Below are 18,494 nucleotides of genomic sequence, written 5' to 3' on the forward strand. Positions count from 1 at the left end.
GTGTTGCAGGGTTAGATGAGGTTGGTGATGGTTGCCGCGGCGCGGGCCGCCGCGGCCGGTCGTTCGTCATGGGTGACGTCGCGGGTCTCGAGTTCGAGTGAAAAGTGGCCGGTGTAGCCCTTGTCCGCCAGTTTCTTCAGCCCGGAGGCGAAGTCGGCCTCGCCGTTGCCGATGCTGAGGTTGATGTCCCCCGGCACCGCATCGCGCAGATGGACGTGCGAGATCCGCTCATGGAAGCGGTTGATGAATTCCTCCGGGCTGCCACCGGACGCGACTATATGGCTGAAGTCCATGACCAGCCGCACATCGGTGCAGGCCAGCCGGTCGGTCAACTGCTGAGCGCGCTCAATGTCGTAGCAGAGCCGGAAGAGGTGCAAGGATTCCGTCCAAATTTCGACGCCGGCAGCAGCGGCCCGCGCGGCGGCTGCGGTAAGTTCGGCGGCCACCAGGTCAAGGTCGTCGTCGAGAGTGCCTACAGGGTTATGGGCGAGCGCGCCGCACGGCAGGACCAGGGCCTGCGCGTTGGTCTGCTCCGCGAGGGCGAGCAGCATGTCCAGGTGCCGCGTCCGCTCCGCGCGTTCCTGAGGACCGAGTGGCCGGTTGAGGTCGCCGATATCGCCGTTGATGGAACGGACCCGCAGCCCGGAAGCCGCCACGGTCTTGGCAACGTAGGCAACCGCGGACTCGTCGAGAACGTAGGGCACGTGGTCGCAGACACCGGGGAGTGCGCCGAGGTCGATCTCCATGAAACCGAGTCCGTCAATAGTCTCCAGCGCAGCCTGCAGGTCCAAGTGTCGGAAGCTGATGGTGGAACAACCCAAGCGGGGATGGAACGTCATTGATGGTCCCTTGTTGAAGTCGGAACGCCTCCGGCAGCTCTCCGCGGAAGCGGACCTGCGTCGAGAGGAGTGTGATGCGAACCACGGTAAGTGAGTTGACTGTCAACAGTCAACCTTTGAAATAAGTTTATGTTGACTGTTGACATAGCCGAGTGGTGCCGCTCACACTGATTGACGTATCCTGTTGACTGTCAACAGTGACGGTGACGGCCTCCCCCCGTCTCCGGCATCGCTTCGAAAGGTAATTCCATGGGCAACGAAGCTCTGACAATGCGCGGACCAGTTCACGGCACCAAAGACGCCAAGCGCGTCGCAATCGGCTCAGGTGTTGGCGCTGTTATTGAGACCTATGACTTCATCGGCTTCGGCACTGCCGCGGCCCTCTACTTCGGTACAGCTTTCTTCCCCAGCGCTGATCCGCTGACCGGCACGCTCGCCGCGTTCGCCACGCTCGGTGTCGGCTTTGCCGCCCGTCCGCTGGGTGGGATTATCGGCGGGCACCTCGGCGACAAACTGGGCCGCAAGCCGGTTCTAGTGGCCTCGCTCATCCTCATGGGCCTGGCGACTTTCGCCATCGGCCTGCTGCCTACCTATGCACAGGTCGGCCTGCTGGCTCCGGCCCTCCTCGTGGCCGTGCGCGTCATCCAGGGCCTAGCCTTCGGTGCCGAGTGGGGTGGGGCCATCCTGATGAGCTACGAGCATGCACCCTGGAAGCAGAAGGGGAAGTACACCGGCATCGTCCAGGCAGGATTCCCTGTCGGCTTGCTGCTGGCCAACCTGGTCTTCCTCTTCAGCGTCCATCTGGGCAACGAGTGGGCCTGGCGCGTTCCGTTCCTGGCCAGCATCGTGCTGGTGGCCGTCGGTCTGATCATCCGCTCCAAGGTTCCCGAGTCGCCGGTCTTTGAAGATGTGAAAGACAAGGGCGACATCGTTAAGTCCCCCATCGTGGAGGTCATCCGCACCGACTGGCGCAACATTGTGCGCGGGTTCGGCCTGCGCATTGCTGAGACCGCCGGCTACGCCGTCTCCATCACCTACATGATTTCCTACCTGCACAGCTCCGAGCTCGCCAACAAGACCGAGACCTTGACTGCCCTGTGCATCGCTTCCGCCGTGGGCATCTTCGCCACCATGGCCTGGGGCAAGCTCACGGATGTGGTCGGACGCCGTCCCGTTTACATCGTTTCCTGCGCCTTCGCCGTAGTGTTCGGCATCCCGATGTTCCTGATGGTCAACACAGGTATGTTCCTGTTTGTCATCGCCACAGTGGTGATCGCCTACGCCGTTTGCCAGAACTCCCTGGCCGGCGCCCAGGGTGCCTGGTTCCCGGAGCTATTCCAGGCCAAGACCCGCTCCTCCGGTGCCTCGCTGGCGTACCAGTTCTCGGCCATGGTCTCCGGCTTCACCCCGTTCATCACCACACTGCTGTTCGTGGCACTCGGGTGGATGGGTCCGGCGCTGCTATTCAGCGCTTACGGAGCCATCGGTCTATGGGCCGCGCTGGCGACCAAGGAAACCTGGGGCAAGCGGGAGCGCCGCTTGGCGGACGAGGCCGCAGCCACTGCCAGTCCGGCCAAAGTAAGCGCCTGATCTTCACCCAACCGGCACCCGGGTGGGGCATGCCGCCCCACCCGGTGTCCCGCCGTCGTACTTTTACGTTAGGAATCCACGTTGACACTGACATCGAGCATCCAGAGTCCGGAGGCCACGGCCGCCCGCACCGAACGGGTCGAGGCCGCCGCCTACCGGATCCGGCACTATGCCCTGAACATGGGGGAGGTGCAGGGGCAGGGCTACGTCGGCCAGGCGCTGGGCGCCGCGGAGATGTTTGCCGTGGTGTACGCCGACCAGCTGCGCTACCGGGCCGAGGACCCGGAGTGGGAAGCCCGCGACCGGTTCCTGCTCTCCACCGGGCACTACGCCATCGGCCACTACGCCGCGCTCGCCGAGGCAGGCATCGTGCCGGTGGCGGAGTTGGACAGCTACGGCTCGGATGATTCTCGACTGCCGATGTCCGGTATGTCCACCTACACACCCGGGATGGAGATCTCCGGCGGGTCGCTCGGACACGGGCTGACAATCGCCGTTGGGACCGCCCTGGGCCTGCGCTACCAGGGGTCGGAAGCCCGAGTGTACAACTTCCTTTCCGACGGCGAGCTGGACGAAGGCTCCACGTGGGAGGCTGCGATGGGCGCGCACCACCACCAGCTGGGCAACCTGACCGCGATGGTGGACATCAACGCCCTGCAGGCGGACGGCAAGACCGACACCGTGCTGCGGACCGAGCCGGTTGCGGACAAATGGGCCGCCTGCGGCTGGTTTGTCCAACGGGTGGACGGCAACGACATGGGGGCGCTGCTCGCCGCCTTCGACGCTGCGGCAGCGCAGGCAGCGCCCGAGGGCAGGCCCTCGGTCATCCTGTGCGACACCAAGGTCGGCCGCGGCGTGCCGCTGCTGGAGAACCGTGAAAAGGCGCACTTCATGCGCATCGAGGAACACGAATGGCAGATCTGCCGCGAGCAGTTGACCGCCGGGTACGAAGGAGAAACCAAGTGAGCACCACCGTCGCAACCACAGCCAAGCCACGGTTGAAGACCTCGGCGATGATCGCCTCCTTCGCGGACCCAGGCCAGAAGACCGCCCCCGCACCGTTCGGCCACGCGCTGGTAAAGGCCGCGCAGGAGAACGACAAGATCGTGGGCCTGACTGCGGACTTGGGCAAGTACACGGACATGCACATCTTCGCGCAGGCCTACCCGGAGCGGTTCTTCCAGATGGGCATGGCCGAGCAGCTGCTCTTCGGTGCCGCCGCCGGCATGGCCCAGACCGGCCTTATCCCGTTCGCCTCCACCTACTCGGTCTTCGCCGCCCGGCGCGCCTACGACTTCCTCTGCCTGGACGCTGCCGAACCCAACTTGAACGTCAACATCGTGGGCGGCCTGCCCGGCCTGACCACCGGCTACGGTCCGTCGCACCAGGCCACTGAGGATATGGCGATCTTCCGCGGCATGCCCAACCTGACGATCGTGGATCCGTGCGACTCGGTCGACATCGAGCAGGCCGTGCCGCAGCTGGCCGCCAGCGAAGGACCCACCTATCTGCGCCTGCTGCGTGGCAACGTGCCCACGGTGCTGGACGAGTACGGCTACACCTTCGAACTGGGCAAGGCCAAGGTGCTGCGCGACGGCGCCGACGTCGTCTTAGTTTCCAGCGGGCTGATGACCATGCGCGCGCTGCAGGCCGCCAAAGACCTGGCGGTACACAATGTGGACGTTGCCGTGGTGCACACCCCGACCATTAAACCGTTCGACGCCGAAACCGTCCTGACAGAAATCAATACCGACAGGCTGATCGTCACGCTGGAAAACCACACCGTGATCGGCGGTCTCTTCGAAACCGTCGCCGCCGAGGTGGTTAAGGCGGGACTGGGCAAACGGATTGTCCCCATTGCGCTGCCGGACGAGTTCCTGCACGCCGGCGCACTGCCCACCCTGCATGAGCGCTACGGACTGTCCTTGGACCGCATCATCAACACGGTTCTCAGCGAACTTGAGGTGTGATGAGTGCCGTCAGACCCGGGACGGCCGTAAGATCGACTGTTAACAGAACTACTGTCAACAGTCGGTCCCGACCGCACCTTAGGAAGTTGAACCCCATGGCTGCCGAATCGATGTCGCTGCTCGGGTTGGAAAAAACCAGCCTTCGGCAGCAGGCCCTTGCCGCGCTGCGTCGAGCCATCACCACCGGAGAGCTCGCGCCGGGCACCCACCTGGTGGAGACCGAGCTGTCCGAGATGCTGCAGATCAGCCGGGGCACGCTCCGCGAGGCGATGCGCGAACTGCAGCAGGAAGGCCTGATCTCCGCCGGTGCGCGTGGCAGACTCTCGGTCCGGCATTTGGACGCCAAGGAGATCCGCGACATTTTTTCCGTCCGCGCCGCACTGGAGTCACTGGCCGCCCGTGAACTTTGCGCACTTGAGGACCGTGCCAGCGTTATCAAGGAACTCCGGGCGGCCGTCGATGAAATGGCGGCGGCTGCCGAAGACGGGCTGGAGGGGCGGATTGAAGCGGACCTGAACTTCCACCGGACGATGTGCCGGCTCACGGGCAACGAAACGCTCCTGCACTCCTGGCGCTCACTAGAGGGCAATATCCGCATGTCCATCATGTTCGCGGGGCTGGAACGCGCCGTACAGAACATGGACGTCAAGAGACACAGCGACATCGTCGACGCCCTCGAAACGGGCGACGAGGCCAAGGCAACCGAGACGATCGGCGCGCATATGGAAGGCGCAGCAAGCGTCCTGGTTGGCTAGTCCCGCCAAAGCGCATTCCAACGCACGACGCCGGCCGTTCAGTCCGTACTTACGGAACCGAACGGCCGGCGTTTTATTGCGCTGCGCCTGAAAGCGCTCCGGCCTAGGCCTTCTTGAGCTGGCGGGCCCGCAGGAGCGGGGCGAAGAACTCGCCCAGCTCAGCAGTCGCCGTCAGCGGCAGGATGTTGGCCACGTACTGGTCCGGCCGGACCACCACGACGACGCCGCCGCGGTCGAGGCCGCGCGCTTCGAAGATGTCCTCATCCTTGGCAACGCCGAAGACCTTCTCGAGGTTGGTCAGCTGGAACGGTCCGACCTGGGGCTTGAATACATCGGGCACCGCATTGATGTCGACGTTTTCGTGCTTCTGCTGGTAGATGACCTTCACATCGAACCAGGCGTCGAGATCCGCGCCCTCCGGGGTGGCTGCCAGCGGCGAGTCCGGGGCGTTCTTCAGCCACTCGGCGAAGTCGGCGACGGGCGAGGCTGCGCCGGCCTGCGCCTGGTCGGCGAAGACATAGATGCGCCAGCGGCCGTCGGCGGTGGCCAGGTGGCCGAGGTGGAGCGGGTTCGTGTCGCAGACGCGCGAGACCTTGGCGGACTTGAAACGCTTGCCGAGGGGGAACCCGGTGGCGAGGTCCTGGTGCGCGTTCTCGCCGGTCAGGATCGAGGGGGCGTACTCGGTCATGAAGCCCGCGGGGAACTCCGCGGTGCGGACGTAGAAGTCCTCGAGCTCGGACGGGGAGCTGAACTCTTCGGGCTTCTTCGCCATCAACGTCGACCATTCCTTGTCGAAGTCGATGAGGTTCTTGGCCACAACCTGGCGCTCGGCCGAGTAGGTGGACAGCAGGCTCTCCGGAGCGCGGCCTTCCAGCACATGCCCGAGCTTCCACGCGAGGTTGAAGCCGTCCTGCATGGACACGTTCATGCCCTGGCCGGCCTTGGCGCTGTGCGTGTGGCAGGCATCGCCGGTGATGAAGACGCGCGGGGTACGGGTGCCGAGGTCCTCAAGTCGCACGTCGTCGAACCGGTCGGTGAGGCGGTGGCCCACTTCGTAGACGCTGTGCCAGGCGACGTTCTTCACGTCGAGCGTGTAGGGAGTCAGGATCTCGTTGGCCTTCGCGATGATCTGCTCGATGGAGGTCTTGCGGACCGCACCCTTGTCATTCTCGGGCACGACGCCGAGATCGACGTACATGCGGAAGAGGTAGCCGCCTTCGCGCGGGATCAGCAGGATGGAACCGCCGTCATGCGACTGGATGGCGCACTTGGTGCGGATGTCCGGGAAGTCCGTGTTCGCCAGGACGTCCATGACGCCCCAGGCGTGGTTGGCCGCGTCACCGGCGAGGGTGCAGCCGATGGAGGCGCGGACCTTGCTGCGGGCGCCGTCGCAGCCGACAACGTACTTGGCGTGCACGACGCGCTCCTGGCCTTCATCCGGTCCGGCGCTGCGTACCAGGGTGACCTTAACGGGGTAGTCGCCCTCGTCGGTGACCTCCAAGGTGCTGAACGCCCAGCCGAAGTCGGGCTTCAGGCGTGCCGGGGAGTTGTGGGCAAACTCGGCGAAGTAGTCCAGCACGCGGGCCTGGTTGACGATCAGGTGCCGGAATTCGCTGACGCCGTGCTCGTCGTCGAGGGCGCGGCCGCCGCGGACGATGTGCTTGGGGTTCTCGGTGTCCGGGCGCCAGAAGTTCATCTCCGTGAGCCAGTAAGCCTCGGCGGTGATCTCCTCGGCGAAGCCGAAGGCCTGGAAAGTCTCGACGCTGCGGGCCTGGATGCCGTCCGCCTGGCCAAGCTCCAGCCGTCCGCCGCGGCGTTCGACCAGGCGCGTGTTTATGTCGGGGAACTGGGCGAGCTGGGCGGCAGTGAGCATGCCGGCCGGCCCGGAACCCACGATGAGGACGTCGATCTCGTCAGGGAGTTCCTCGGGGCGATCGATGCCGACGCCGGCAGCCGGCTGGACTTTCGGGTCACCTGAAACGTAACCGTGGTGGTGGAACTGCACGGGCTTTCCTCACTTCGTTGTGCCGTTGTCGGCCTGGGTGTGTTCGATAATAGAACGTAGCGCTCGATAATCGAATAGCTTTCGGTGTAAATACTGTAAGGCAAACATGACGCAGGTAACAACTACTGTTTCGTGAACAGGGGGAATGTGGGTATGTTCGCGGCTCGCCTGGCTCGGCGGGGAGGCCTGGGAAAGGCGGCCGCGGCGTTCTGCAGGGCAGAAATTGCTGGGCCTGGAAACGGTGCACGTCTTACGTTCAAGGGCAGGTAATACCCTTACGACGACGCAGGAGAACCATGCAGTTTTATCTAGACGGTTACCGGCCCGGCGACCCCGAATTCCGGCCGGCTGCCCCAGGCAATGAGGGCCGCAGCGACCAGCTTCCGGAGGAAGTGGACGTTCTGGTGGTCGGAACCGGCCCGGCCGGAGCGGTGCTGGCCGCCCAGCTATCGGAGTTCCCGGGCGTTAAGACCATGGTGGTCGAGCGCCGCGGTGGTCCGCTCGAGCTCGGGCAGGCCGACGGCGTCGCTTGCCGCACGGTGGAAATGTTCAACGCGTTCGGTCTGGCCGAGAAGCTGGTCCGTGAGGCGTACTGGGTCAACGAAACGGTGTTCTGGCGGCCCGGCGAGCAGGACCGGAGCCGGATTGTGCGCAGCGGCCGGGTGCAGGATGTGGCCGACGGGCTCTCCGAGTACCCGCACGTCATCGTCAACCAGGCCCGCATGCAGGACTACCTGCTCGAGCACATGGCCAAGTCGCCCAGCCGGCTGGAACCGCACTACGGACTGGAGGTGACCGACGTCGTCGTTAGTCCCGGTGGTGAGTACCCGGTGCGGGCGACCATGCTGCGGACCAACAACGACGGCGGGACCTAGGAAGTCACGGTCCGCGCCAAATACGTGGTCGGCTGCGACGGCGCGCGCAGTGCCGTGCGGAAGTCGATCGGCGTGGAGCTTAAGGGCGATGCGCGTAACCACGCGTGGGGCGTGATGGATGTCCTCGCCGTCACGGACTTTCCTGACGTCCGGTTCAAGGCCGCCATCCAGTCCGCCAGCGGCGGCAACATCCTGCTGATTCCGCGCGAGGGCGGCTACCTGGTCCGGCTGTATGTGGATCTGGGCGATGTAGAGCCGGGGGACCGCGAGGCCCGCAAGCGGTTCACCCAGGAGAAGATCATCGAAACTGCGCAGAACGTCCTGCACCCGTACACGCTGGAGGTGAAGGACACCGCCTGGTGGTCCGTGTACGAGGTGGGCCAGCGGATCGCCGACAGGTTCGACGACGTGCTCCCCGAGGAGCGCGGTACCCGCACCCCGCGCGTCTTCATTGCCGGGGACGCCTGCCACACGCACAGCGCCAAGGCCGGCCAGGGGATGAACGTGTCCATGCAGGACGGCTTCAACCTGGGTTGGAAGCTCGCCGCGGTGCTTGAGGGGCGCAGCCCGGAGTCGCTGCTGGACACGTACACCGAGGAGCGCCAGGCCGTGGCGCAGGAACTCATCGACTTCGACCTGCTGTGGTCCTCGGCCATGGGGGCGAAGCCGAAGGATCCGGACAACCCCGACGACCAGGGGATGGACCCGGCCGAGGTGCAGCGGATCTTCACCGAGGGCGGCCGCTTTACCGCCGGGTTCGCCACCGATTACCAGCCGTCCATGATCACCGGCGAGGACTCCTACGAGTACCTGGCGAAGGGCTTCCTGATCGGCGAGCGGTTCCACTCGGCCCCGGTCATCCGCCTGGCGGATGCCAAGCCGCTGGGGCTGGGTCACGTGGCGCAGGCCGACGGCCGCTGGCGGACCTACGCCTTCGCTGACTCCGCCGCTCCGCAGGATCCGGAGTCACGCTTCGCCGGGCTGTTCCGGTTCCTCGCCGAGTCGGAGGACTCGCCGGTTCGCCGCTTCACCCCGGCCGGAGCCGACTCTGACTCAGTGTTCGACATCCGCGCCGTCTTCCAGCAGGGACACCGGGACCTCGACGTCAGCGTCATGCCCGAGCTGCTGCTGCCGAAGAAGGGTCCGTTCGGGCTGACCGACTACGAAAAGATCTTCACCCCGGACCTGAAGTCCGGCGAGGATATCTTCGACCTGCGCGGCATCGACCGCGAGCAGGGGGCCGTGGTGGTGGTCCGTCCGGACCAGTACGTGGCGCACGTCCTGCCGCTGGACGCCCACCAGGAACTGGCGTCCTTCTTCGCGGGAGTTATGCGCGGATAACGCAGCGGACGGGACTGCTGCTTGAACTTGCGTGGAACGAGCGTGCGGGGGCGGACTCAAACATGCAGGGCGGGCCGGTAGATGAGCTCTTGGATGTTGCCGTCGAGCGTCCGGCTCTCGATCAGTTCGAGGTCGAAGTCGGCCGCACCCTGGAAGATCGGCTCCAGTCCGGTCTGACCGGTGATCACCGGGAAGAGCGTCACCTGGACACGGTCGACCAAGCCTGCGGCCATTAGCGCCCGGTTCATCGACAAGCTGCCGTGGGAGCGCAACGGCACCTTGGACTCTTCCTTGAGCCGGGCGACGACGTCGACGGCGTCACCGCTCACCACGGTGGCGTTCGGCCAGTCGAGGGGAGCCTCCAGCGTTGTCGACACCACGGTTGCCGGCAGGCTCCTCATCCGTGTGACCCATGGATCACGCACCTCGGACTCCTCGGTGCTCGAGGCCAGCATCCGCGCGAACGCCCGGTACGTGTTGGCGCCGAAGACCATCCGCTGCTCCGCGTCATACACGGCGAGGCGGTGGTCGAGCAGCTCCGGGCCTTGCTTGCCCCAGTAACCGGTCCAGTTGCCGCCGGCGGCGCCGAAGCCATCGAGGCTGGAAAAGACATCGAACGTGTAGGTGGCGGTCATGATGTTCTCCTCGAATTGGTTGCTTCTTATTGTGGTCCAAAACCAGGCTTAGCCAGCGAATGCCTCCCTCAGCTTCACGCTCACGGCACGCGCGGCCGGAGCCAGCACCGACAGGACAGGCTCCACGGCGAAACCTCCGGAGGGAACGACGACGGCGAGGGATGCTACCGCTTGGCCATACGGGCCCAGTACAGGCACGGCGACCGCCGTCGAATCCTGGTGGATGTAGCCGCGGGTGACCGCGTGGCCTTCCTGCCTGACTTTGGCCAGCCGGTTCTTGAAGTCTGCGTTGCTGTCCTGCGGTTCAAGGGCGAAGCGCGGCCGGGGGAGGGCCAGCAATCGGTTGAGTTCCTCGGGGCTGGCGCTGGCCGCGAGCACCAGCCCGCTGGAGGTGGCGTACCAAGGGATGCGGCCGCCAACCGCGGTGAAGTTGATGGCCGATTCGGGCGCCGACAGGCGTTCGACGTAGAGCACTTCGCCGCCCTGGAGGATGCCCAGTTGGGCATGCTGCTGCAGGCGGTCCCGGACCTGCTCCAAATAGGGAAACGCTGTTTCGCGCAACCCGAAGACGCCGGGTGCACGGACGGCGACCTCCCACAGCCTGACACCCAGGATGAGTTCGCGGCCACGGCGCTCAAGCAGGCCCAGCTCCACGAGTTCGGCAACGATCCCGTGTGCGGTAGCCATCGGCAGGTCGGCACGCGCTGCAATCTGCGTCAGCGTAAGTTCGTTGCGGGACGGATCGAACGCTTCCAACACTCGGACCGCGCGGGAGAGCGCGGACTTCCCGCCCGAAGATCTGGCCATGGTTTTCCTTCTTGTTCGTTTGATGCGAATTATTCGCCAACATCGTCGTGACTCACATCATACTTTCGGAAGAGATCGTTCCCTTCCGAAAGGCCGGACATGACCATCACCCCTGCGACGACGTCGCTGGACCTGCCCAGTGTTGATTGGCTGGATCCGGCCGAGCTGGCCCGCGATCCGTACCCCAGTTATGAGCGCTTGCGGCAGGAGGCGCCGGTCGCATGGTCGCCCGCGGTCAAGAAGGTCCTCATCTCAACGTTCGAGGGATGCTCTTTCGGTGAGCAGCATCCCGAGATCTTCTCCTCCAGCATCGCCGGCGGAACACTGGTCCGGGCCATAGGCGGTCGGCCGCTGATCCGCAAGGACGATCCGGAGCACGCGGCGGAGCGGGCGCCGATGAACCGGGCGTTGCGGCCCAAGCAGATCATGGAGGTCTGGACGGAGCGGTTTGAAGCCAACGCCCGGCAGTACCTCGAGCGCATGATCTCTTCCGGCAATGGGGCCGCGGATCTGAACACCGACTACGCCGTCCCCGTGGCCGCGAAGAACCTGTGCGACATGGTGGGCATGCCCCAGGTGGACCCGCTGGATCTGGCCCGTTGGTCCACCGACTTCATTGCCGGAACCGGAAACGTGCTGGACCGGCAGGACATCTGGGACAGGTGCGAACGTTCCCGCCAGGAATGCGATGCCGCGCTGGACGAAACCATTGCCCGCCTGCGCCGTCAGCCGGATCCCTCGATCACCTCCATGCTGCTCGAAGGCGGGATGGACGAGGAACAGGTCCGCAACAACGTCAAGCTCACCATCTCCGGCGGCATGAACGAACCGCAGCACATGATCACCAACATGGTGTGGCTGCTCGAAAGCGCCCCGGAGCAGAAGGCGGAGGTGCTGGCACAGCCCGAGCTGTGGAAGCAGGTCTTCACCGAGGCGGTGCGCTACTTCTCGCCGATCGGGATGATCACCCGCCAGACAACGTCCGACGTCGAACTCCAGGGTGTCACTATCCCGGGCGGTACACAGATCGGCATGATTCTGGCATCCGCCAACCGGGACGCCGGCCGGTTCCAGAACCCCGATGACTTCGACATCAACCGGGCCGGCGGAACCAACCTGGCCTTCGGCAGCGGAGTGCATCAGTGCGCCGGAAAATGGGCCGCACAGAAAGCCATCGGCGAGATCGCGGTGCCGATGCTGTACCGGGAGCTGCCGGGACTCCGCCGGGACCAGGAGCGCGCAGAGACCTGGGGCGGCTGGGTCTTCCGCGGCATGACCAGTCTCCCTGTCATTTGGTAATCAACCCTCCCTATCCGAAGGACGATGATGTCTTCACCAACCATCCGCGACCGTCGTCGTGTCATCTTTTCCAGCTATCTGGGCACCACGATCGAGTTCTACGACTTCCTGCTCTACGCGACCGCTTCCGCCGTTGTCTTCGGGCCGGTCTTCTTCTCCGGGCTTGAACCGTGGGCCGGCGTCGTTGCCGCCTATGGAACCTTCGCGGCCGGCTACGTCGCCCGTCCGCTGGGCGGAATTGTGTTCGGGCACTTCGGCGACCGCGTGGGCCGCAAGAAGCTGCTGGTCCTCTCCATGCTCATCATGGGACTGGCCTCCACCGCCATCGGCCTGGTGCCGAGCCCGGACCTGATCGGCGCCTGGGCCGCTGTGCTGCTGGTGCTGCTGCGCGTGATCCAGGGAATCGCGATCGGCGGCGAGTGGGGCGGCGCCGCGTTGATGGCGTTGGAGCATGCTGATCCGAAGACCCGCGGCTTTGCGGCGTCGTTCACCAACGCCGGGGCGCCGACCGGCTCCGTCCTTGGACTGCTGGTTATGAGCGCCTTCTCGGCCCTGCCGCAGGAAGCATTCCTGTCCTGGGGCTGGCGGGTGCCGTTCCTGCTCTCCTTCGTGCTGCTGCTCGTTGGCCTGTATGTCCGCTCCCGGGTTTCGGAGAGCCCGGTCTTCGAGCAGGCCATGGCCAAGCTGGACGAGAAAGCCGCCCTCGCCAAGGACACCCGGCGGACCGTCCCGTTGCTGCAGGTGCTGCGCCGCCCAGGCCTGCTCGTGACGGTCATTCTCGCCGCCACCTCCGCGTTCGCGCTGCAGACCCTGCTCTCCACCTTCGCCATTTCCTACACTGTGGCCACCGGCGTGCCGCGCTCCCAGGTCATGCTGGCCTTCGCCGGCGCCGGAATCATCAGCATCGCCACCACCTTGCTGATGGGCAAGCTCTCGGACCGGCTGGGACGCAAACCGCTGATGATCGCGGGCAACATCCTCTTCATCCTCGTCCTGCCCGCCGTCTTCGGACTGCTGTCCAGTGGGAACCTCGGACTGATCTTCCTCGCCTTCACCCTGGGCATCGTGACGCAGACCGTCCTCTACGGACCGATGGCGGCCTTCATCGCAGAGCGGTTCGGCACCTCGTCCCGCTACACCGGCGCTTCCATGGGCTACCAGATCGCCACGCTCCTGGGCGCAGGCTTCACCCCGATCGTGCTGGCCAACCTGTACGTCGGCGGGGAGTCCACCCTCCCGGTCATCATCTACCTGTCCGTCATCGCCCTGGTCAGCCTGGTTACCGTGGCCTTCATGCCCGAGTCGAACCGCCGGAGCCTGTCCGAGGACGAGGCAACCAGCCCGGATCATTCCGGCACCGTAGAGCCCGCGCAGCGCTGAGAGTAGAGGAGAAAATCATGGCAAAAGTTACCTTCAACCACGGTGACGGTTCGGTTGATGTGCTCGACGTCGACCCGGGCACTTCGCTGATGCGCGCGGCCGTGACCAACGGCGTCGCCGGCATCGTCGGTGAATGCGGCGGCCAGGCGATGTGCGCCACCTGCCACGTCTACGTCCGCCCCGAGTATCTGGACGGCTTGCCTGAGGTAAGCGCCGACGAGGACGAGATGCTGGAGTGCACCGCCGAACCGCGTGACGACTCCCGGTCCCGGCTGGGCTGCCAGATCCAGGTAGGGCCGGAGCTGGAAGAAATTGCCGTCGACGTGCCGGACAACCAGACCTGACCCTCGCATAAGTAAGGAGAGGGAACGACGACGGCGAGCGCCCACCTAGGTGAGCGCTCGCCGTCGTACTTTCGCTGCCATTGTCTTTCAGCCGGCCAGCAGGTCCGCGAGCGGGCCGCTGGGCAGATGGATCCATCCTTCCTGGCGGGCAGCTTCGAGGTGTTCGTCGCCCGGTTGAAGCGTTGCTCCAATGCGGGTGGCGCGGGTTGTCAGCGATGCGATGAGGGAATCCAGCAGGTCATCGGACGCAACCAAGGCATCCCGATGCGGTCCGAGTTTGAGCCACGGTGCCATGTCTTCCAGCTGGTTCAGAATGAGGTGACGGACTTCTGATTCGGGCGTTCCCTTGCCCTTGTACTTCCGCGCTTCGATGTGCCACAGCTTGAGCGAAGCCGCCGGATAAACCTCCATGAGCCGGCCGGATCCATCAAGAGGTTGGTAGCCGTGTTCCTTGGCGATCTTGGCCTGGATGACCGCGCAGCGCATAGCGGGATGGGCCAGGCGGTCCGCCGAAACGCTCAACGGAATCAGGCCGGTGATGCTCGTGACGAACCTGTCGCAGTCCCGATAGGCCAGCAGGCGGCGGCCAGCGATGCCGTCGTGCTGGAGTACGGCATCCGCGTCGCGGTTCAGGTGGCCGCTGAGAAAAGGCCGCAACGCTTGCGGCCAGCCGACCGGGCAATCAATCCCGGTGGCATCCGCGCCCGCGAAGAGGGCGACGATATCCTCGTCGGTAACGCCGAGGGACAAATGGGTCAGCCGTGCGGCATCCGGCGTCCAGTCGAGGACGGCAGCCGCGGTTTTCTTCGGGTCTGCGGCAAGATCGATGCCGAGGGTCTTCATGCACCTACTCTATTGGTGGCCCGTTGAAGAAGTTCGGGCCGGGGTGATGGATCCACAGCCAGGGGGAGGACGCTTGAGTGAGTGACGCCGCTGAGTTCGTGGACGCCGCGCTCCAGCGTGAATCGTCGTGGGAACGGGCCGAGGCTTGGGAAGCGCAGCTGGGCAACGGCCTGAGTTACTACGGGGCGTCGGTCGGGGCGGTGCGCGGAACGATCCGCGACGCCGGCCGGCGGTACCCGAAGCTGTCGCACGACGAGATCACCGCGCTGAGCTCCGAGCTGTGGGCGGTGCCGGTGTTTGAGCGCCGCCTTGCCGCCGTCGTTCTGCTGCAATCCAACCTCCGCCTGCTGGACAATTCCGACCTGACGCGGTTGGAGGGCTTTGTGCGCTCGGCGCGATTGCGTGCCCTGGTCGATCCGCTGGCCGTGGACGTCGTCGGGCCCATGGTCGAGAGGCTGGACGCCCCGCTACGTGTCCGCGCGGACGCGGTGTTGGACCGCTGGGCGGAGGACGACGACGTGTGGTTGCGTCGCGCCGTCGTGCTCTCGCCGCTGCGGGCGCTCCGGAAAGGAGGAGGTGACTGGGACAGGTTCGTCCGGCGCGCGAAGATCCTGCTGGAACAGTCCGAGGGTGCCGGGGCGGAGGGCGACGTCGTCCGCGAAGCTGTCGCCCTGGTGCTGGCCGAGGTGGCGAAAACCCGGCCGGAGCTGCAGCTGCCGCCGTAGCCGCTTGCCGCGGTACTCCAGCCTGGGCAGGGTCACATTTTTGGTGGAACCGAAGCGGCAGCGGGTATAAGATCAGGCCTCATCGGGCCGGAAGGCCGGCCCGTCCCGGTGCTTCGGCCGGGGGCAGGCCGAAAGATTGCCGGGCTGAGCAGGAAGGCCAGCCATGGAGCACGTTCGGGCCCTTGAGCAGTCGATGAACCCCTACCCCCACTACGAAGCGATGCGCGAAACCGCGCCGGTCTTCCACGATGAGCAGACCGGCATGTGGCAAGTTTTCAAGTACGACGACGTCCACCGCGTCCTGTCCGAGCACGCCACGTTTTCCTCCCAACGGCCCGATGATGATCAGTCGGAAACGGGCCGCCTGTTCGCGGCCAGCCTGATCAACACCGATCCGCCACGGCACCGGCAGTTGCGCTCGCTGGTCAGCCAGGCGTTCACGCCCAAGGCGGTGGATGCGCTGGCCCCGCGCATCGCGGAGATAACCGAGGAACTGCTGGACGCGTTCGCCCCGGCTGGCACGGCCGATCTGGTCAAGGAGCTCGCTTACCCGCTGCCGGTAATCGTGATCGCGGAACTGATGGGCATACCGGCCGAAGACCGAGACCGTTTCAAGCTGTGGTCAGACGCGATCGTCAGCACGGTCACGGGTGATCAGGGGGAATCCGGGCATGCACTCCACGGTGAGATGATCGAATATTTCCTGAGCATGATCGAACAGCGACGGCGAACCCCGGGACACGACCTGATCAGCGCATTGCTGGCTGCCGAGATCGACGGGCAGCAACTGACCGTTCCCGAACTGCTCGGCTTCTGCGCCCTGCTGCTGGTGGCCGGCAACGAAACGACCACCAACCTGATCGGCAATGCTGTGCTGACCTTCACCGAACATCCCGGCACTGTCGAGCGGCTGCTGGCCGAACCGGAACTGCTGCCGCACGCGATCGAGGAAGTGCTGCGCTACCGCTCTCCGGTCCAGGCCATGTATCGGGCAGCTGCCGCCGAGACCATGCTGGGGGACCAGAGCATTCCGGCAGGCTCGGTGCTCATCGCCTGGATCGGTTCGGCAAACCGCGACCCGCGGCAGTTCGAAAGGGCTGAAGAGTACGACGTCGACCGACCGCCATTCCACCACCTCGCCTTCGGCCAAGGCGTCCACTTTTGCCTCGGCGCACCACTTGCCCGGCTGGAGGCGCGAATCGCCCTGCAGGCCGTGCTCGCCCGTTTGCCTGGAATCAGCGTGTTGGCGGAGCCACCGCTGGAACGGGTGGACAGCACTATCGTGTTCGGCCCGAAGCAGCTCCCGGTCACCTGGCAGCAGGCGTGAGCGCCAGACGAACACTCGACAAACTTGCGATGTTGTCCGTGTCGAGGTCGTTCCGGCGGCCCGGCGACGCCTGCTGCTGTCCCACTATTTTTTCTTGAGGGTCAGTTCGATGATTTCGAGAATGTACGGCGCGATCACGTTTCGGGAAATGCGAAGGTCGACGACGAGGGTGCCGCGTGCACCTTCGTCCACCCAGTGCTGGACAGCGTCGAGGTCGTCCATGGTATGGGCCACGAGGCCGGTGGCACCGAAGCCTTCAGCCAGCTTGGCGAAATCCACTTGATCGATTTCCATGATCTTCTGGTCCAGGCCCTGGGATCCGTACTGGTGGATCTCCGCACCATAACAGGCGTCGTTGAAGACGAGAACGACGGCGCTCTTGGCAGTGCGGACAAGGGAATCCAAGTCAGGAAGTCCCATGAGTCCACCGCCGTCTCCGGTGGCAACTATGGTGGTGGCGTCGGGACGGGCGAGTGCGGCGCCGGGGGCCGAGGGCAGGCCGAGGCCTATGGACTGGTACTGGGTGCCGACCATGGTGAGGCTGTCGGGTGCCGGCAAATCGAAGTAGTAACTGGTCCAGCCAATGAAATGTCCTCCGTCCGAGACGATCTGCCGATTGGCCGGGAGGATGCGGTTCAGGTGCTCCATGGCTGTCCGAGGGTCGAGACGTCCGTCGGGGGCCTGGCCCGTGCCGGGGTCGCGGCTGAAATTCAGTCGGGAGCCGCGGGCATCTTCGGCGATTCCTTCCCAAGGGCGCGCGGGTGGAGTGTGGTTGGTGAGTAGTTCGAGCAGCACAGAGGCGGCTTCGCTGGCGTCGCCGCGGATGTAAACGTCGACCATGGGGTTGGTCTTTTCGGGAAGCACATCGATCTGGATAAGCGTGGCTTCGGGGGAGAACTGTGTTCCGAATGCGGTGGTGAATTGGTTCAGTCCGACGCCGACGGCGAGCACGACGTCGGCCTGCCTTATAAGTTTGGAGGTGTCCTCCGATGCGAAGCCGCCGCAGACACCGAGGTCGAAGCCCCGGCCGGCGAAGGTTCCCCGGGCAGGGGCTGACGTAGTAGTCAACGCGCCGATGCGATCGGCAAGTCCACCCAGATACGCGGCCGCATCTCGGGCGCCGCGCCCGGCGAGGATCAGCGGCCGATGGGCGCCGGAGAGCAAGCCTGCCGCTTTCGCGATGGCCCGCTGGTCCAGCGGTTCAGCGCTGACAGTCGACGGCGCCGTTGAGGGTGTGTGCTCGTCGGCTGCTGGCGCTGCGGCGGTGTCATAAGGAATGAAGAGGACCACGGGAAGGCGTTCGGCTTGGGCCAGACGGAAGGCTTCGCGTGTGGTTGCTGCTGGTGTCTTCGTGTCGACGGTCAAGGTGCGTGCGCCGACTCCTTGGGCGAGGGCGACCTGGTCGACGTCCCATGGCCGGGGCCCGGTAGTGGGTTCTCCACCGACGACAAACACTAGCGGGGTGCGCGAACAGACCGCCTCGGCGAGCGGTGTCAGGGCATTGGTGTAACCGGGACCATAAGTGGTTGTGGCGACTGCGATGCGCCGGCTGACCCGATAGTAGGCATCGGCGGAGGCAACGGTTGCCGCCTCATGGCGCAGCCCGGTCATGCGGACCCGGCCGCCCCGCGCCAGGGCATCGGTGAAGTAGGCGTTGCCGTTACCCATGAGGGCGAATACTTCGGTGGTGTGTTCGACGACAGCGCCGGCGACGGCTTCGGAGACAGTAATCATGAATCAGTCCTTGAAAGTCAGAGGT

The 18,494-nt window shown here is 65.2% G+C and carries 15 protein-coding genes and 1 pseudogene; 10 read left to right on the forward strand and 6 right to left on the reverse strand.

Going from position 1 to position 18,494, the window contains the following annotated elements; translation table 11 throughout:
• Positions 1-11 precede the first annotated feature (11 nt).
• Positions 12-839 (reverse strand): sugar phosphate isomerase/epimerase family protein, encoded by an 828-nt coding sequence (locus AC20117_RS09275; RefSeq protein WP_074699973.1) that lies wholly within the window; start codon positions 837-839, stop codon positions 12-14.
• Positions 840-1,088: 249 nt separating this feature from the next.
• Here AC20117_RS09275 and AC20117_RS09280 point away from each other — a divergent pair, with 249 nt between their 5' ends.
• From AC20117_RS09280 to AC20117_RS09295, 4 genes are all read left to right on the forward strand, one after another.
• On the forward strand, positions 1,089-2,429 hold the full coding sequence (locus tag AC20117_RS09280; RefSeq protein ID WP_074699972.1) for an MFS transporter: 1,341 nt from the start codon (positions 1,089-1,091) through the stop codon (positions 2,427-2,429).
• Between the two features lie 81 nt (positions 2,430-2,510).
• Positions 2,511-3,395, forward strand: a complete 885-nt coding sequence (locus tag AC20117_RS09285) for a transketolase (RefSeq protein ID WP_074699971.1) — start codon at positions 2,511-2,513, stop codon at positions 3,393-3,395.
• Between the two features lie 47 nt (positions 3,396-3,442).
• On the forward strand, positions 3,443-4,399 hold the full coding sequence (locus AC20117_RS09290) for a transketolase family protein (RefSeq protein ID WP_074703101.1): 957 nt from the start codon (positions 3,443-3,445) through the stop codon (positions 4,397-4,399).
• A 95-nt stretch (positions 4,400-4,494) separates the two neighbouring features.
• Complete coding sequence (locus tag AC20117_RS09295) at positions 4,495-5,154, forward strand: GntR family transcriptional regulator (RefSeq protein WP_074699970.1); 660 nt, start codon at positions 4,495-4,497, stop codon at positions 5,152-5,154.
• A gap of 103 nt (positions 5,155-5,257) precedes the next feature.
• Here AC20117_RS09295 and AC20117_RS09300 read toward each other — a convergent pair whose 3' ends face one another.
• Complete coding sequence (locus tag AC20117_RS09300) at positions 5,258-7,159, reverse strand: FAD-binding monooxygenase (protein WP_074699969.1); 1,902 nt, start codon at positions 7,157-7,159, stop codon at positions 5,258-5,260.
• A gap of 296 nt (positions 7,160-7,455) precedes the next feature.
• Here AC20117_RS09300 and AC20117_RS09305 point away from each other — a divergent pair.
• Positions 7,456-9,375, forward strand: a pseudogene (locus AC20117_RS09305) (FAD-binding monooxygenase).
• Between the two features lie 56 nt (positions 9,376-9,431).
• On the opposite strand, the gene AC20117_RS09310 reads toward AC20117_RS09305, so the two are convergent.
• A complete protein-coding gene (locus AC20117_RS09310) occupies positions 9,432-10,010 on the reverse strand; it encodes a dihydrofolate reductase family protein (protein WP_074699968.1) in 579 nt (192 codons plus the stop codon).
• A 48-nt stretch (positions 10,011-10,058) separates the two neighbouring features.
• Positions 10,059-10,817 (reverse strand): IclR family transcriptional regulator, encoded by a 759-nt coding sequence (locus AC20117_RS09315; RefSeq protein WP_074699967.1) that lies wholly within the window; start codon positions 10,815-10,817, stop codon positions 10,059-10,061.
• Between the two features lie 99 nt (positions 10,818-10,916).
• Here AC20117_RS09315 and AC20117_RS09320 point away from each other — a divergent pair, with 99 nt between their 5' ends.
• The 3 genes from AC20117_RS09320 to AC20117_RS09330 are packed head-to-tail and all read left to right on the forward strand — an operon-like array spanning position 10,917 to position 13,840.
• Positions 10,917-12,116, forward strand: coding sequence for a cytochrome P450 (locus AC20117_RS09320; protein ID WP_074699966.1), 1,200 nt, complete (start codon positions 10,917-10,919; stop codon positions 12,114-12,116).
• A gap of 24 nt (positions 12,117-12,140) precedes the next feature.
• On the forward strand, positions 12,141-13,496 hold the full coding sequence (locus tag AC20117_RS09325; RefSeq protein WP_083339638.1) for an MFS transporter: 1,356 nt from the start codon (positions 12,141-12,143) through the stop codon (positions 13,494-13,496).
• A gap of 17 nt (positions 13,497-13,513) precedes the next feature.
• On the forward strand, positions 13,514-13,840 hold the full coding sequence (locus tag AC20117_RS09330) for a 2Fe-2S iron-sulfur cluster-binding protein (protein WP_074699964.1): 327 nt from the start codon (positions 13,514-13,516) through the stop codon (positions 13,838-13,840).
• Positions 13,841-13,927: 87 nt separating this feature from the next.
• Here the strand turns inward: AC20117_RS09330 and AC20117_RS09335 are convergent, their stop codons facing one another.
• Positions 13,928-14,683, reverse strand: a complete 756-nt coding sequence (locus tag AC20117_RS09335) for a DUF429 domain-containing protein (protein WP_074699963.1) — start codon at positions 14,681-14,683, stop codon at positions 13,928-13,930.
• A gap of 77 nt (positions 14,684-14,760) precedes the next feature.
• Here AC20117_RS09335 and AC20117_RS09340 point away from each other — a divergent pair, with 77 nt between their 5' ends.
• Positions 14,761-15,408, forward strand: a complete 648-nt coding sequence (locus tag AC20117_RS09340) for a DNA alkylation repair protein (protein WP_074699962.1) — start codon at positions 14,761-14,763, stop codon at positions 15,406-15,408.
• 163 nt (positions 15,409-15,571) lie between these two features.
• Entirely contained in the window at positions 15,572-16,735 is a 1,164-nt protein-coding gene (locus tag AC20117_RS09345; protein WP_074699961.1) for a cytochrome P450, read from the forward strand.
• 84 nt (positions 16,736-16,819) lie between these two features.
• Here the strand turns inward: AC20117_RS09345 and AC20117_RS09350 are convergent, their stop codons facing one another.
• Positions 16,820-18,469: a thiamine pyrophosphate-binding protein gene (locus AC20117_RS09350; protein ID WP_074699960.1), complete on the reverse strand. Its 1,650-nt coding sequence runs from the start codon at positions 18,467-18,469 to the stop codon at positions 16,820-16,822.
• Positions 18,470-18,494 lie beyond the last annotated feature (25 nt).

The organism is Arthrobacter crystallopoietes, from assembly GCF_002849715.1.
Classification (GTDB): domain Bacteria; phylum Actinomycetota; class Actinomycetes; order Actinomycetales; family Micrococcaceae; genus Crystallibacter; species Crystallibacter crystallopoietes.

Bases quoted from the DNA above. Each gene is read 5' to 3' on its own strand.
- AC20117_RS09350 (WP_074699960.1), bottom strand. From the start codon at position 18,469: ATGATTACTGTCTCCGAAGCCGTCGCCGGCGCTGTCGTCGAACACACC.
- AC20117_RS09325 (WP_083339638.1), top strand. From the start codon at position 12,141: ATGATGTCTTCACCAACCATCCGCGACCGTCGTCGTGTCATCTTTTCC.
- AC20117_RS09295 (WP_074699970.1), top strand. From the start codon at position 4,495: ATGGCTGCCGAATCGATGTCGCTGCTCGGGTTGGAAAAAACCAGCCTT.
- AC20117_RS09315 (WP_074699967.1), bottom strand. From the start codon at position 10,817: ATGGCCAGATCTTCGGGCGGGAAGTCCGCGCTCTCCCGCGCGGTCCGA.
- AC20117_RS09275 (WP_074699973.1), bottom strand. From the start codon at position 839: ATGACGTTCCATCCCCGCTTGGGTTGTTCCACCATCAGCTTCCGACAC.
- AC20117_RS09320 (WP_074699966.1), top strand. From the start codon at position 10,917: ATGACCATCACCCCTGCGACGACGTCGCTGGACCTGCCCAGTGTTGAT.
- AC20117_RS09290 (WP_074703101.1), top strand. From the start codon at position 3,443: ATGATCGCCTCCTTCGCGGACCCAGGCCAGAAGACCGCCCCCGCACCG.
- AC20117_RS09335 (WP_074699963.1), bottom strand. From the start codon at position 14,683: ATGAAGACCCTCGGCATCGATCTTGCCGCAGACCCGAAGAAAACCGCG.
- AC20117_RS09345 (WP_074699961.1), top strand. From the start codon at position 15,572: ATGGAGCACGTTCGGGCCCTTGAGCAGTCGATGAACCCCTACCCCCAC.
- AC20117_RS09330 (WP_074699964.1), top strand. From the start codon at position 13,514: ATGGCAAAAGTTACCTTCAACCACGGTGACGGTTCGGTTGATGTGCTC.
- AC20117_RS09280 (WP_074699972.1), top strand. From the start codon at position 1,089: ATGGGCAACGAAGCTCTGACAATGCGCGGACCAGTTCACGGCACCAAA.
- AC20117_RS09310 (WP_074699968.1), bottom strand. From the start codon at position 10,010: ATGACCGCCACCTACACGTTCGATGTCTTTTCCAGCCTCGATGGCTTC.